Below are 14,398 nucleotides of genomic sequence, written 5' to 3' on the forward strand. Positions count from 1 at the left end.
CTGCCGCTGACGCCGGAGGAGGGGCTTATGCGCGTTGGGGTGAGGCCACGAGGGTCCGGACGTGCGGGGGCCGTACTGGTCGCCGCCGTCGTCCTGCTGGGCGGGTGCTCCAGCGACCTGCTGACGACCACCGCGCCGGCGGGGGAGTCGCCGGGGACGGCAGGCGAGGGCGGGGGCGGGACCGGCATCTCCGAGGACGCCGCGAACGTCGACCCTGCGCTGGTGGACGAGTTGGCCCGGCTGTCGGAGCGGGCGGTATCGGAGTACGACCTGATGGCGCTCCTGGTCAAGGTCACCCAGGGCGGTCGCGACGTCTACGAGGCCGCCTTCGGCGAGACCATGACGGGCGTGCCGGCCACGACCGACATGCACTTCCGCAACGGCGCGTTCGCGTTCACCTACATCGGCCAGGCGTTCGCGCGGATGGCCGACGAGGGTCTGCTGTCGCTGGAGGACCCCCTGTCGACGTGGCGGCCCGACCTGCCCGAGGCCGACCGGATCACGATCCGCATGCTGCTCAACATGACCTCCGGCTATGCCGACTACGTCTACACGCCGGACGTCCTCGACGGGACCCAGGCGGACCCCTTCCGGCAGTGGACCGGCCCCGAGCTGACCGAGATCGGCGTCTCCCGGCCGATGTGGTTCGAACCGGGCACCAACTGGGCCTACTCCCACACCAACTACGTGATCCTCGGCGACGTGCTGTCGAAGATCACGGGCAGGTCGACGGCCGAGGCGCTGGAGGAGTACGTGGTGCAGCCCATGGGTCTGACCCAGACCACCGGCAACGACGACACGCCCCTCATCCCCGAGCCGGTGCTGCAGTCGTACACGTCGGAGCGACGGACATTCCTGCAGGTTCCCGCCGACGTCCCGTTCTACGAGGACTCGACGTACTGGAACCCGTCGTGGACCACGGCTCCCGGGGCGGTGCAGACCAGCACGATCGACGACGTGACCCGGTCGATGGAGATCGTCGGTTCCGGCGCCCAGGTGTCCCCCGAGATGTACGAGCAGCAGACGGGCGCCAACCTGGTCGGACAGGGGACCCCGCCCACCGAGCAGTGCCCGAGGTGCGGGCCGCTCACCGAGGAGCGCAACTACGGCCTCGGCGTGATCCGCTACGGCCCCTGGATCGCCAACACCAAACTGTTCGCCGGGTCCGGGGCCACCGGTGGCTACCTGCCCGAAGGTGAGTGGGCCATCACGGTCGTGACGACATACCTGCCGTCGGCGTTCGGGCCGGACGGCGGGTTCGACAACGCCAGCGCCACCATCTGGGCGGAGCTGGCCGCGGCGGTCTCCCCGGACAACGCCCCACGGGTCTGACCGCTGGCGGGATCCCGGGTCACCGGGTTCTTGGGAGGAGGATCCTCAGAACGATCTTCCGCGGAAGATCGTTCTGCGTTCACACGGAGTGCAGGGGAGGTTCGGTGACGCGCGGGCTCGCGGACCGGGAGTGGCTGCCGGAGGCCAGCGGTCAGGTCGTGCGCTCCGTCGCGGACGAGGTTGCCGCGCTGGAACCCGTTGCGGTGCAGCGTCGGGTGGTGCAGTGGACCCTCGACAGCGCACGCATCCATGACGTCGAGACGCTCAACCTCAACCCCGCCACCAACCGGATGAACCCGCGCGCGGAGGCCCTTCTGTCCGCCGGCCTGGGGTCGCGCGCGTCGCTGGGCTACCCCGGGGCGAAGTACGAGACGGGCCTCGAGGCCGCGGAGCGGATCGAGGTCGCGGCGGCGGAGCTCGCGGCCGAGGTGTTCCGCGCACGCCATGCGGAGGTCCGGGTCGGTTCCGGCGCGCTGGCGAACCTGTACGCCTTCATGGCCACCTGCCGCCCCGGGGACACGATCATCGCCCCGCCGGAGGACATCGGCGGGCACGTGACCCATCACTCGGCCGGAGCCGCCGGTCTGTACGGGCTGCGCACCGTCCCCGCGCCGGTGGATGCCGCCGGCTACACGCTCGACCTCGACGCGCTGCGCGAGGTCGCCCGACGGGAGCGGCCCGCCCTCATCACCGTGGGAGGCAGCCTCAACCTGTTCCCGCACCCGGTGGCCGACGTGCGCGCCCTCGCGGACGAGGTGGGTGCGCGGGTCCTGTTCGATGCCGCGCACCTGTGCGGGATGGTCGCCGGCGGCACCTGGCCCGACCCGCTGGCCGATGGTGCGGACCTGATGACGATGAGCACGTACAAGAGCCTCGGCGGCCCGGCCGGCGGGCTGCTCGTCACCCGCGACGCCGAGCTCGCCCGGCGGGTGGAGGCGATCGCCTACCCCGGACTCACCGCCAACTTCGACCTCGGCCGCACCGCCGCCCTCGCCGTCACGCTGGCCGACTGGGTGGCCGTCGGCGCGGACTACGCGCGGGCCATGGTCGCCGCCGCTCGTCGCCTCGCCGGCGAACTGGCCGACCGCGGCGTCCCCGTCTTCGCGGCGGACCGAGGCGCTACCCGGTCCCACCAGTTCGCGGTGGAGGCGCAGGCGTACGGCGGCGGGCAGGCAGCGGCACAGCGGCTGCGCCGCGCGAACCTGCTCGCGTGCGGCATCGGACTGCCGCTGGACCCGGTGCCCGGGGACACCAACGGGCTGCGAATCGGCACCCCCGAGGCGGTGCGGCTGGGCATGACCGACGCCGACATGCCGACGCTGGCGGGCTTCATCGCGGCCGCACTCGACCCCGACGGCGACCCGGAGAGCGTGGCCCCCGACGTCACCGCGTGGCGGGCCGACTTCACCACCATCCACTGGACCGCCGACGGCGGTCCGGTCACACCGTCCGGGGCACCTTCTTCGTCCACGTGAGCATCCGGCACATGAACCGGTGCCCGCCGTCGGACGTGGGCCCGAACATCAGCGGACAGCCCCCGTCGATGACGGTCATGCCCTGCTCCCGGCCGTACGCGACCGCGTCGGGCGACACGCTGCCGCCGCCGAAGGCGCGGTGCATCCACACCTGGGTGATGCCGAGGTCGGCGGCCTCCTTCACGGTGCCCATCGCGCGGTCCGGCCGGGTGCCGATGACCACAGCCTCCACGCCGCCGGGGATCGAGCGCAGGTCCGGGTAGGCGGTGTCGCCCTCCACGGACGACCGGTTCGGGTTCACCGCGAAGACGTCGTACCCCCGCTCCTTGAGCCGCTGGTAGACCACGTTGCTGCCGTGGCCCTTGGGCTCGCCGGACACTCCCGTCACCGCGATCCGCTTGCAGGACAGGAAGGTGTCCGCGGCGTCCTTGATGCTGGTCATTCCCTCTCGCAACTCCTTCGATCAGCCCCCGAGCAGGAAGCCGAGGCTCAGCGCGGCGGTCACGTCCCCGGCCGAGGCGCCTAGGTGGCCCTTGCCGCGCAGCAGGACCAGGCGTCCGCCGGGGATCCCGTCGGCGGTGCGCCGGAACAGGTCGGGTGAGTACAGCGGGTCGCGCTCACCCCCGATGACGAGCGTGGGCGCGGTGATCCGACCGAGGCCGTCCAGCACGTCGAACGCGTCCTCCGCGGCGATCGTCGCCAGCAGGTCGGACGGATCGTCGGGGGTCAGCTGCGACGCCATCGCCCACATCGCTCCGGCGACGAGCGGACCCGTCGCGCCCGGCGCCACCGCCCGACCGAAACGAGCCCAGGCGCCGCGCGCGTCGCCCGCCGCGATGCTGTTCCCCAGGTCCCGCTGCGCCTGCTGGCCGCCCGGTCCGAGCCGGTACGCGGCCGACACGACGACCAGCCGCCGCACCAGCTCCGGGTGGTCCACGGCGAGCTGCAGTGCCAGCGAGCCACCCGTGGAGACGCCGTGCACCGCGACCGGTCCGCCGCCGAGCTCGTGCTGGATCGCCTGCGCGTAGTCACCGGCCAGGTCCGACATCGTCGTGCCGGCCGGGATGCCGGGGCGGCGATTCACCAGGTACACCGTGACGTGCTCCGACAGCAGCGCGACCCGTCCCAGTTCCGTCCGCCGTTCGAAGCCGGTCGGGTTCTTGTGCTCGGGGGTCAGGCCGGAGACCGCCAGCAGGGGAGGTCCTTCGCCGACACGCAGGTACGGCACTCCTGACGCGAAGTGCCCCGCAGCGACCGGCGCGGTGCGCACCCGTCCAGCACAGCGTCGAACCAGGCCGCCCGCAACGGGTCGGACGTCCCCGAGCGGCGAGACGCTCGTCTCAGCCGCCGGCGACCGAGGGCAGGACGTCGATGGTGGCGCCCTCCGCCACCGCGGTAGCGAGACCGGCGCCGCCGCGCACGTCCACCCCGTCGACGTAGACGTTGACGTAGCGACGCAGCGCGCCGGTCTCGTCCCGCAGCCGCCGTCCGAGGACGGGGTGCTCGGCGGCCAGCGCGTCCAGCACCGCGCGGAGGTCGGCACCGTCCGCCGCCACGTCGAGCGAGCGGCGGCCGCCGGTGAGGTCCGCCAGCGCCGCGGGCAGGCGGACCAGGGTCTGCGGCATCAGGGCAGTTCCACGGCCCGCAGCGACAGTACGTCCGGCAGGTGGGTGGCAACGGTGACGAACGTGTCGCCCTCGTCGGCGCTGGCGTAGACGCAACCGTCGCGGGTCCCGAGGTAGACGCCGGTGGGGTCGGCGGCGTCGACGCAGGCGGCGTCGCGCAGCACGACCGTCCACGTCTGGTCCGGGAGTCCCGGGCCGCCCTCGGTCCAGCTGGCCCCGCCGTCGCGGGTCCGGTGGACCCGCAGCCGGCCGTCCGGTGGCACCCGCTGCCGGTCCGCGGTGATCGGCACGACCCACGCGGTCCCCGGCACCCGCGGGGACGACAGGATCGGGAACCCGAAGTCGCTGGGCAGGCCCTCCGCGATCGAGGTCCACGTCGCCCCGGCGTCGTCGGACCGGTAGACCCCGCCGTGGTTCTGCGCGTACAGAGTGCCGTGCCCGGTCGCATCGACCGCGACCTTGTGCACGCACTGGCCGTACTCCGGCGGCTCGGGCAGGAACGGCGCCCCGATCCCGCGGTTGTGCGGCGTCCAGCCGGTGGCGCCGTCCTCGCTGACGTACACGCCGCCCGTGCTCATGGCCACCACGACTCGGTCGCTGGCCGGGTCGGGCAGGACCGTGTGCACGGCGGCACCGCCGAACCCCGGGTGCCAGTCCGGTCGGTGCGGGTGGTCCCACAGCCCGCGGACGAGGGCGAACGTCTGCCCCCCGTCGTCGCTGCGCCACAGCGAGGTCGGCTCGCAGCCGGCCCACACCACGTCCGGGCGGTCCCCCGAGTCCGGCTGCAGCTGCCACACCCGGGCCAGGGCCGCGTCGGTGTCCTCGGGGAACCGGATCGACCCCTGCTCGGTCTCCTGCCAGGTCGCGCCGAGGTCGTCCGACCACATCACGGTCGGACCCCAGTGCGACATCTGGACGCCGGCGAGGATCCGCACCGGGTCGCGCCGGGTGTCGAGGGCCACGGCGGCCACCTCGTCGGGCAGCAGGTGCGGCTCGGACAGGGTCCAGGACCGCCGGTCGTCGCTGCGGGCCAGCCACAGCCCCTTACGCGTACCGATCGCGAGCAGAGTGGTCATCGCGGCACGGTATGCCCTTCCTCCGACACCGCGACAGCCCTGCCGGGCGAACGGTTCTGTGGTACGCCCTGTGCATGGAGACCGCGATCCCCCCGCCGATCCCCGGCCGGGTGCTCGACCCGCCGCCGAAGCCGACCCCGGAACCGGTGGCCCGCCTCACGGCGGACGGCGGAGCGGTCGGCACCGGGGTGGGCGTGGGTTACCGGACGTTCCAGCGCTTCTCGCACGCGCAGGTGCCCCTGCTGGCCGCGGGGACCACGTACTACCTGTTCCTGGCGATGTTCTCGATCATCACCTTCGCGTACGGCCTCACCGCCGCCCTCGGCGCCGACCAGATCTCGTCGTACCTCACCGAGGCCCTCGACCAGGCCTTCCCGGGCCTGCTCGGCGACGGAGGGGTCGACCCGACGACGCTGGCCGCGATCGGCCGGTCGACGTCGATCATCGGCGCCGTCGGCCTGCTCTACGGTGGTTCCGGCGGGGCGCTCGCGGCGAAGCGGTCACTGCACCTGATCTACGGAGCACCCAAGGACACCCGGAACTTCCTGCTCGCCCGGGTGATCTCGCTGGGGTGGCTGCTTGCCCTGGGGCCCCTGATCGTGGTGTCGTTCGTGTCCTCGACGCTGCTGACCAACCTGTCGGACACCCTGCTGGAGTTCTTCGACATCCAGTGGGAGGGGCCGGGGTTCCTGCTCACCGCGCTGGCCGTGGCCCTGACCCTGGTCGTCGACTTCGTCATCGTCTACCTGATCCTCGGCCACTTCGGCGGGATCCGCCCCGCGCGGCGAGCCCGGGTCGTCGGAGCGGTGGTCGGCACGGTGGCGATCGAGGCACTCAAGGTGGTCATGGCCCTGCTGGTCGGCTACACCATCAGCAAGCCCCAGTACGGTGCCTTCGCCGCCCCCATCGGGGTGATGTTCGTGCTCTACCTGCAGTCGGTGTCGCTGTACTCGGTCGCCGCGCTGACGGCGGGCATCGCCGAGCAGGACCGCCCGGCTGACACCGCGACCGACCAGGCGCCGGAGCCGGAGCCGCAGCCGCAGCCGGAGCCGCAGCCGCAGCCGGAGCCGGAGCCGCAGCCGGAGCCGATGGCGTTGACCGCGATCACGACCGGTCCCCGCCCCACCGGGCCACCCGTGCGCCACAGTGATCCCGTGCAGCCGACGACCGTGAGCATGGTCCGCGACGACGCCCTGGGAACCGATGACCTGACCGGGCTGCTCGACCGGCTGCATCGCCGTGAGGTGTCCGCGGCGGAGCTGCGGGACGCCGCCCTCGCCCGCGCGCGCGACGCGGACGCGCAGCTCAACGCCGTCACCGCCTGGATCGACCTGGACGACCCGGCGCTGCCGCCGGTCGACCCCGATGCCCCGTTCGCCGGGCTCCCGTCGCTGCTCAAGGACAACGAGGACCTGGCCGGCTTCCCGACGTCGCACGGGTCGTGGGCCACGCCCACCTCCCCGCGGCCGGCGTCGTCGCCCTGGGTCGCCCAGTACCTCGCCCTCGGCCTGGTGCCGTTGGCGAAGACCACGCTGCCGGAGTTCGGCCTGACCGCCAGCACCGAGTCCAGCCGGTACGGCGCCACCCGCAACCCGTGGGACCCCACCAGGTCGGTGGGCGGGTCCAGCGGAGGCTCCGCGGCGCTGGTGGCCGCGGGGGTCGTGCCGATGGCGCACGCCAACGACGGCGGCGGGTCGATCCGCATCCCCGCGGCCTGCTGCGGCCTGGTGGGGCTGAAGCCCTCGCGCGGCCGGCTGGTCGACCTGCCCGAGCTCGGCCGGCTGCCGGTGCACATCACCACCCAGGGGGTGGTGACCCGCACCGTGCGCGACACCGCGCGCTACTACGCCGAGGCCGAACGACTGCACCGGGACCCGGCGCTGCCGGAGATCGGGCACGTCGAGGGCCCGGGGTGGGAGCGACTGCGCGTCGGCCTGATCACCGAGGGGCTGCGCGGGCTGCCGATCGAGCCGGAGACGGCGGCCGCCGTGGCCGACTGCGGGCGGCTGCTGGAGTCCCTCGGCCACCGGGTGGAGCCGCTGGAGCTGCCGGTCGACCCGGGATTCGGCCCGGACTTCCTGCGCTACTGGACGTTCCTGTCCTGGGCGCTGGAGAACGGCGGGGACCGGATGCTCGGCGAGGGGTTCGACGGCAGCAGGGTCGAGCCGTTCACGCACGGCCTGAGCCGGACATTCCGGCGCGGCGCGCTCGGGCTGCCGGTGTCGCTGCGCCGGCTGCGCCGGCTGGCCCGCGACCACGAGTCCGTCTACGACCGCGTCGACGTGCTGGTGTCCCCGGTGACCGGACATCCGGCGCCGGAGCTGGGCTACCTGGGCCCGGACGTGGAGTTCCGCACCCACCTGGTCCGGCTGCCGCGCTTCAGCTCCTTCACCCCGTTGCAGAACGTCACCGGGTCGCCCGCGGTGTCGCTCCCGCTGGGCCGGACGTCGACCGGTTTCCCCGTCGGGGTGCACGTGGCCGCGCCGTTCGGCCGGGAGCGCCGGCTGCTGGAGCTGGCGTACGAGCTGGAGGCGGCGGCGCCGTGGGCCAACGGCCCTGCCGGCTGAGGGGTCGCCTGCCCTAGCGTCAGTGGGGGAGGTGGCGTACGTGTGCCTGTCGCCCGAGGTCGACCTGGTCGCCTCAGCGGCGATCGGCGTCGTCGCGGTCGACGCGCTGCGGCACTGCCCCTCCAAGCGGGCGCTCCCGCTGGCGCTGCTCCCCGCGGTGTTCGCCGTGCACACGGCCACCGAGGTGTTCGTGTGGTGGGGGATCGGGGGAGACGGACCGGTGCAGGCGTACCTCTGGGTCGCGTACGTCCTGCTCCCGGTGCTCGTCCCCGTCGCGGTGCTGCTCGTGGAGCCGGTGCACTGGCGCCGCAACGCGCTCGTCCTGCTGGTGGCGGCCGGGTCCGTCGCGGCGCTGGACCTGGGCCGGGGGCTGGTCGCCGGTGGTGGGACCGCGCAGCTGTGCACCGCGTACGTACGCTACGACGTCGTCGGCTCGCACATGCTCGCGTCCGGCCTGTACCTGCTCGCCGTCTGCGGGGCGCTCCTGCTCGCAAGCAACCGCCAGCTGCGGACCTGGGGGCTCCTCAACGTCGCCGCCGTCGGCGTGCTGCTCGTGGTCTCCAGCGCGGGGCTGCCGTCGCTGTGGTGCCTGTGGGCGGCGTGCTCCAGCGTGCTGATCGCCCGCTACCTGCGGGCCGAGCAGCACGCGGCCGTCGACCCGGTCAGGAGACGGACTGCACGGCCGACGCCGGCGTGAGCCGGACCGCGTGCGCGGGCGCGGTCGGCAGCCGGTCGGGCAGCGTGACCTCCACGGAGTCCGCGTGCTCGACGACCGGGACCTGTCCGTAGCCGAGCAGCACGGCGCCGATCAGGCCCTCCGCCCGCAGTCCCCTGATGCGGACCTGCTTCTGGCCCGGCGTGCCCAGCAGGACCGCGTACACCGACTCGCCGGTCCGGGTGAAGCGGACGTCCGTCCCGTCCGCGGTGCTGCCGCTGGACACGTCGAACGGCCGGGTGCCGAACACCGCCTCCCCGTTGACGGCGAGCCAGGAGCCCAGGCCGAGGACCACCTCCTGCTGCCATTCGGGGATGGTGCCGTCGGCGCGCGGCCCGATCCCGAGCAGCAGGTTGCCGTTCTTGCTCACGATGTCGACGAAGGTGCGCACCAGCTCGGTGACGGTCAGCGCCTGGCTGACGTCCTCGTTGCGGTTGAACGCGAACGCGTGGCCGATGCCGCGCGTGGACTCCCACTTCTTCGCCTCGATGCTGTCCTTCTGCGCGTACTCGGGGGTGGCGAAGTCGTAGTGCCCCGCGGTCGGGAACGTGAGCGAGCGGGTCTTGTCCGGCAGCAGCCGCCACGCCGCCTGCGCGACCAGCCCCGCGACCCGGGTCACCGCGTCGCCCACGTACGACCGGCTCGACTGCCGCCACCGGTCGTTGATGACCCCGTCGGGGACGGTCTCGTAGTACTCCTCGAACAGGCCGGGCAGGTTGCCCCCGGCCGGCCAGCACACGTCGTTCCACAGCACGGCGGGCTCGTACCCGTGGATCAGCTCGCGCACGTGCGCCTCGGCGTAGTCGACGTAGTCGCCCTCCGGCGTGGCCAGCACCATATCCGGCGCGGACTTGATGACCGCGTCGTTCCACGGCCAGTCATATCCGCCGGAGTAGTACAGGCCCATCCGCATCCCGGCCCGCCGGACCGCCTCGGTCATGTCCCCGACCAGGTCACGGGAGGAGTGGTACTCGCCCATCCGCGGGTGCCGCTGCTCCGAGGGCCACAGGCAGTAGCCCTCGTGGTGCTTGGTGGTGAGCACGACGTAACGGGCGCCGCCCCGCGCGCACAGCTCGGCGAGCTCGTCCAGGTCCGCGCCTGCCGACTGCCGGTCGAACTCCTCCGCGAAGGACGGGTACGGGAATCCCGAGCCATAGGTCTGCGCGTGGTATTCCTGCGTGGGACTGCCGTCGATGCGCATCGTGTTCGCGTACCACGCCGCATAGGGGTTGTCCCGCAGCAACTTCTCCGGACCCTCGCGCATCATCGTCTGGATGTCCGCGGTGCGCGCGGCCCAGCCGGGGACGGAGTAGAGCCCCCAGTGCAGGAAGATGCCGAGCTTCGCGTCGTCGAACCAGGCCGGCAGCGCCCGGCCCTCCAGGGCAGACCAGTCGTCGCTCACGGCGGTCACGGTACTGCCCCGGCGAAGGCGCTACAGGTAACCGCCGACCTCCGGCGGCGAGGTGGACGGCAGGCGCGACGGGGTGCCGTTGCCCGTGCGGGTCACCTGACCGAAGAACGTGCGCCCGCCGAACTCGGACTGCAGCACGTCGTCGACGTCGTCGCACGCCGCGGCCATCAGGTCCAGGGCCCGGCACAGATGGGTCTTCTCGAACGGGTTCGCCATCACCTGGAACCCGGCGGTCACCACGTCGTCCTGGACGCCGAACCGTAGGTAGGGGACCTCGGTCTGCAGCCCGATCAGCCGGGCCCGCAGCTCCGGGCTGTCGGTCACGTCGAGCAGAACCGGGCTGAACAGGTCGACCCGCTGCCACTGCGGCTGGACCCGGACGAAGATCATCGCGCTGCCGGACCGGATCGGGATGTCGCCGTCCTCGTCGACGACGAGGTCGCCGGGGTCCCGGTGCAGGTTCTCCGCGATGGCCGCGGTGACGGCCCGCATCAGCACGTCGTCCGCGGTGTCCGAGGGAGCGGCCAGTCGCAGGCCGCTGACGTCGACCGTGTCCTCGCCGTTCAGCCCGCGGGCGGTGAGGAAGACCGGGTGCGGGGCGGCGTACACGTCGCGCAGGGTCCGGACCAGCCGGTGCGCGAGGTCAGCGGCCTGGTCGCGGGGCACGGTCAGGTGGAAGTTGTGCTGCTCGCCCTCGGCCTCGGGCGGCTGCCAGCCCAGCGCGGCCATCCGGCCCAGGGCGGTGCCGGTGAGCCGGTGGCCGGACGGCAGGTAGTGGTTGCTGACCGCCTCCACCTCGAACGCGGCGTCGTCACCGTCCACGGCCCACTGCACGTAGTAGCCGCCGGTCTCGTCGCTCCCGTCCGCGGTGGTGGGCAGCTCGACGACCACGTGGTCGTCGGCCGCTCCGCCCTCGAGCACCCGGGTGAGCCGGCGCTCGAAGGCGGCCCAGGCGGCGGTCACCTTGGCGTCGATGGACGGAGCGCCGTCTCCGCCGGGCGCGGGTGACGACCCGGTCGGCGCAGCACGAAGCTCCTGCGCCACGGACTCCCGCAGTCCCGACGCGTTGCGGCAGGTGCGCAGGTAGGCCTTCTGCTCGGCCGCGGTGCGGATGTCGAGCCGGGTGTTGCCCAGGCCCCGGGAACGCAGCCGGACCACCACCCGGGAGCGCAGGTCCGGGTCGCGCGCGACCCAGCCGTCCCGGATCGCCGGCCAGGCGCGGCCCACCAGGTCCGCGGTCGGCCCCTCGGGGTACGCACCGGCCAGCCGCTCGACCGCCCCGCGTCGGGGGATCCCCAGCGCCGCGGCCAGGTCCCGGATCACCGACCCCGGCAGCCCGGACCAGTCGAACACCGTGGTCACCCGCCCTCTGTCTGCCTCGGTCCCACCCTGGCACGAGCGCCCGTCCGGACGCCTGCGGGGGCGGACGCCTTCGGGGGCGGACGCCTTCGGGGGCCGGATGCCCGCAGCCAGCGGCGACCTCAGGCCGGCGTCGGCTGGTGGATCCGACCCCGGGCGGCCGGGATGGCCAGGGAGGCCAGCGACGCCGCGAGCGCCAGCGCGGCGGCGAGGAACCACGAGGTGGCGTAGTCGCCCTGCGCCTGGCGCAGTGCCCCCGTGACGGCCGCGGCGACCGCCGCGCCGACCATGTGCGACGCGAACACCCAGCCGAACACGATCGGGCCGCGCTCGGTGCCGAAGATGCGCTGGCACAGCACCACCGTCGGCGGCACCGTGGCCACCCAGTCCAGGCCGAACAGCATCATCACCACCAGCAGCGGGGGCTCCACCTGCGGGCCGAGGATGAGCGGCAGCGAGAGCAGCGCCACGCCGCGCAGCGCGTAGTACGCGGCGAGCAGGATCCGCGGGTCGAACCGGTCGGACAGCCAGCCGGACCCGAGGGTCCCGGCGATGTCGAACACGCCGACGACGGCGAGCAGTCCCGCCGCGGTGGTCGCCGCCATGCCGTGGTCGTGCGTCGTCGGGACGAAGTGCGACGAGACGATGCCGTTGGTGGTCCAGCCGCACACGAAGAAGGTGCCGGCCAGCAGCCAGAACGCCCGGCTGCCGGCCGCCTCGCGCAGGACGGTCAGCGCCGACCGCGCGGCGGACCACCCGCTCCCTGTGGTGTTGCGGCGCGTCTCGTCGGTGCTGAGCTCGCCCGTCGCCCCGTACGGGCGCAGCCCCACGTCCGCGGGCCGGTCGGCGAGCACCAGCGCCACCAGCGGGACCAGCGCCAGGCAGGCCAGCGCGATGCCGAGCGACGCGGACCGCCAGCCGTGCATCTCGATGGTCCAGGCGATCAGCGGGAGGAACACCAGCTGACCGGTCGCCCAGGCGGCCCCGAGCCAGCCGACCACGAGCCCGCGCCGGCGGGTGAACCAGCGGCCCGCGACCAGTGCGCCGAGGACCAGGGCCGTGGCGCCGGTCCCGAGGCCCAGGCACAGGCCCCACAGCACCTGCAGCTGCCACTGCGACGTCATGAGCACGGTGAGCCCGCTGCCGACCGCCATCAGCCCCAGGGCGAGGACGACGATCCGGCGGATGCCGAAACGCTCCATCAGCGCCGCGGCGAACGGCGCGGTCACGCCGTACAGCACCAGGTTCAGCGACACGGCCAGCGACGTGGCCGAGCGGGACCAGCCGAACTCCTCCTCGAGCGGGACCAGCATCAGCCCCACCGACGAGCGGAACGCCGCCGACGCGAGCAGGACCAGGAACGTGACGCCGGCGACCAGCCAGGCGCGGTGGAGGCGGGTCCCCATGGCGCCTCCCTCCGCAGGGGGCGCCCCCTGCGCTACTGGGTCGTCTGGTCCACCAGCCAGTCCTTCGCCGGCGTCAGGCAGGAGATGCTACGGACGGTCTCCCAGTCCTCGGCGCTGCCCGGGTAGAAGTAGCGGATGGCCCAGTCCTCGCGGGCCTGCTTCCGGCAGAAGGCCAGTGCCTTCTTCTCCACCGTGGCGAGGCCGGGCCAGGTGTCGGACCCGACGACCTGCTCCTTGGGGGCCTGGGCGTAGAGCAGCTCGGCCTTGGCGGCGCTGCACTTCACCCGCGACGGGGAGTCCGCGGCGGTGTAGCAGGTGGCGTACCGCAGCGCGTCCTGCGGAGCGGCCGCGGACTCGCGCAGCGGGTTCGGCAGGGCCAGCAGGTCCTGGCCGTCGATCGACAGCAGGCCCACGTCGCAGCGCAGCACCAGGCCGCCGGAGCCGTCCGGGGCGAACAGCAGCGACGAGGAGAACCGCAGTGGGATGCCGGTGGGGTTCACGACCAGGGCCTCGATGGTCGCGTCGCAGTCGGCGAACGTCTCCTGTCCGATCGCCTCCACGATCTGGTCGGACTGCTCCTCGGTCGGGTTGCGCAGCGTCTCCTCCGGGAACGGCGGGGTGACCGAGCGGTAGACCTGCACCGTCTGCGCCCGGTGCGGGCTGTCGCACGGGACCGGGTCGGTGGGGGCCAGCCAGGCGTCGAACTCGGCGTACGAGTAGTCGTAGCAGGCGGCGACGACGGCGGCGTTCGACGGCACCGGCTCCGCGGTGGGTGACTCCGGCACCGGCGACTCCGGGAACGGCGACTCCGGGATGCCGCGGGACTCTTCCGGGGACGCGGACGACCCGGACGCCGAGGACTCACCGGCGATACGCGCCTCGGTGCTCGAGCTGCACCCGGCAGCGAGCAGCGCGCCGGCGGCGGTGACCGCGGTGACGGCCAGCACCGCCCGGGTGCGCGCGGGCCGGGTCACGCCGGCCCCGCGTCCGGGTAGGCAGCGGCCGGGTCGTCCTGGAACAGCCCGAGGGTGTTGCCCTCGGGGTCCCGGACGTAGGCCGACCAGCCCACGCCGGGCACCGGCAGCTTCGCCTGCACCAGCGCGGCCCCGAGCGCGACGGCCCGGTCCAGGGCCGCGTCGATGTCGTCGACCCCGGCGATCAGGACGGGCGCGGCCTGGGTCTCGTTGTGCAGCACCAGCGCGCCGTTGGCGCCCGGTGCCTGCGGGTCGCCGCCGGTCACCAGCCAGTACGGGGCCTCGCCGAACTGCGCGACCTCCCACCCGAGGACGTCGCGGTAGAACGCGGTGGCCCGCACCGGGTCGTCGATGGGGAGCTCGAAGTGCACGATCTTCGCCATGGCCCGACTGTGCACCCGGCGGCCCACCGCCGCCAGGGTCGCAACGTCCCGGTTACTCCGCCACAGAGGGGCCGG

The 14,398-nt window shown here is 73.5% G+C and carries 13 protein-coding genes; 4 read left to right on the forward strand and 9 right to left on the reverse strand.

Annotated features, from left to right (window positions below; translation table 11 throughout):
• Nucleotides 1-39: 39 nt before the first annotated feature.
• Entirely contained in the window at nt 40-1,332 is a 1,293-nt protein-coding gene (locus tag R2737_00315; protein ID MEZ5114680.1) for a serine hydrolase domain-containing protein, read from the forward strand.
• A gap of 104 nt (nt 1,333-1,436) precedes the next feature.
• The gene (locus tag R2737_00320; protein ID MEZ5114681.1) at nt 1,437-2,807 is read left to right on the forward strand and encodes an aminotransferase class I/II-fold pyridoxal phosphate-dependent enzyme; all 1,371 of its coding nucleotides are present in this window, start codon (nt 1,437-1,439) and stop codon (nt 2,805-2,807) included.
• On the opposite strand, the gene R2737_00325 is transcribed toward R2737_00320, so the two are convergent.
• The 4 genes from R2737_00325 to R2737_00340 form a co-directional block, all read right to left on the reverse strand.
• Entirely contained in the window at nt 2,773-3,249 is a 477-nt protein-coding gene (locus R2737_00325) for a CoA-binding protein (protein MEZ5114682.1), read from the reverse strand. The two genes, R2737_00320 and R2737_00325, sit on opposite strands and share 35 nt — an antisense overlap.
• Nucleotides 3,250-3,270: 21 nt before the next feature.
• Complete coding sequence (locus R2737_00330; protein ID MEZ5114683.1) at nt 3,271-4,077, reverse strand: alpha/beta fold hydrolase; 807 nt, start codon at nt 4,075-4,077, stop codon at nt 3,271-3,273.
• Between the two features lie 70 nt (nt 4,078-4,147).
• Nucleotides 4,148-4,432: a ubiquitin-like small modifier protein 1 gene (locus tag R2737_00335; protein ID MEZ5114684.1), complete on the reverse strand. Its 285-nt coding sequence runs from the start codon at nt 4,430-4,432 to the stop codon at nt 4,148-4,150.
• The gene (locus R2737_00340; GenBank protein MEZ5114685.1) at nt 4,432-5,508 is read right to left on the reverse strand and encodes a hypothetical protein; all 1,077 of its coding nucleotides are present in this window, start codon (nt 5,506-5,508) and stop codon (nt 4,432-4,434) included. Before R2737_00340 ends, R2737_00335 begins: the two co-directional genes overlap by 1 nt.
• A 74-nt stretch (nt 5,509-5,582) precedes the next feature.
• On the opposite strand from R2737_00340, the gene R2737_00345 reads away from it, so the two are divergent.
• On the forward strand, nt 5,583-8,075 hold the full coding sequence (locus tag R2737_00345) for an amidase (protein ID MEZ5114686.1): 2,493 nt from the start codon (nt 5,583-5,585) through the stop codon (nt 8,073-8,075).
• Between the two features lie 22 nt (nt 8,076-8,097).
• Nucleotides 8,098-8,772 carry a DUF6629 family protein gene (locus tag R2737_00350; GenBank protein MEZ5114687.1) on the forward strand — a complete coding sequence of 225 codons (675 nt, stop codon included), beginning with the start codon at nt 8,098-8,100 and terminating at the stop codon, nt 8,770-8,772.
• On the opposite strand, the gene R2737_00355 is transcribed toward R2737_00350, so the two are convergent.
• From R2737_00355 to R2737_00375, 5 genes are all read right to left on the reverse strand, one after another.
• Entirely contained in the window at nt 8,738-10,192 is a 1,455-nt protein-coding gene (locus tag R2737_00355) for an alpha-L-fucosidase (protein MEZ5114688.1), read from the reverse strand. The genes R2737_00350 and R2737_00355 overlap by 35 nt on opposite strands.
• A gap of 30 nt (nt 10,193-10,222) precedes the next feature.
• Nucleotides 10,223-11,563 carry a hypothetical protein gene (locus tag R2737_00360; GenBank protein ID MEZ5114689.1) on the reverse strand — a complete coding sequence of 447 codons (1,341 nt, stop codon included), beginning with the start codon at nt 11,561-11,563 and terminating at the stop codon, nt 10,223-10,225.
• Nucleotides 11,564-11,682: 119 nt separating this feature from the next.
• Nucleotides 11,683-12,966: an MFS transporter gene (locus R2737_00365; GenBank protein ID MEZ5114690.1), complete on the reverse strand. Its 1,284-nt coding sequence runs from the start codon at nt 12,964-12,966 to the stop codon at nt 11,683-11,685.
• 32 nt (nt 12,967-12,998) lie between these two features.
• Nucleotides 12,999-13,940: a hypothetical protein gene (locus R2737_00370; protein MEZ5114691.1), complete on the reverse strand. Its 942-nt coding sequence runs from the start codon at nt 13,938-13,940 to the stop codon at nt 12,999-13,001.
• On the reverse strand, nt 13,937-14,323 hold the full coding sequence (locus tag R2737_00375; protein MEZ5114692.1) for a VOC family protein: 387 nt from the start codon (nt 14,321-14,323) through the stop codon (nt 13,937-13,939). The genes R2737_00370 and R2737_00375 overlap by 4 nt, the downstream gene beginning before the upstream one ends.
• Nucleotides 14,324-14,398 lie beyond the last annotated feature (75 nt).

It is taken from the genome of Candidatus Nanopelagicales bacterium (genome assembly GCA_041393815.1).
Taxonomy (GTDB): domain Bacteria; phylum Actinomycetota; class Actinomycetes; order S36-B12; family JAWKJK01; genus JAWKJK01.

Bases quoted from the DNA above. Each gene is read 5' to 3' on its own strand.
- R2737_00325 (MEZ5114682.1), bottom strand. From the start codon at position 3,249: ATGACCAGCATCAAGGACGCCGCGGACACCTTCCTGTCCTGCAAGCGG.
- R2737_00335 (MEZ5114684.1), bottom strand. From the start codon at position 4,432: ATGCCGCAGACCCTGGTCCGCCTGCCCGCGGCGCTGGCGGACCTCACC.
- R2737_00340 (MEZ5114685.1), bottom strand. From the start codon at position 5,508: ATGACCACTCTGCTCGCGATCGGTACGCGTAAGGGGCTGTGGCTGGCC.
- R2737_00345 (MEZ5114686.1), top strand. From the start codon at position 5,583: ATGGAGACCGCGATCCCCCCGCCGATCCCCGGCCGGGTGCTCGACCCG.
- R2737_00365 (MEZ5114690.1), bottom strand. From the start codon at position 12,966: ATGGGGACCCGCCTCCACCGCGCCTGGCTGGTCGCCGGCGTCACGTTC.
- R2737_00375 (MEZ5114692.1), bottom strand. From the start codon at position 14,323: ATGGCGAAGATCGTGCACTTCGAGCTCCCCATCGACGACCCGGTGCGG.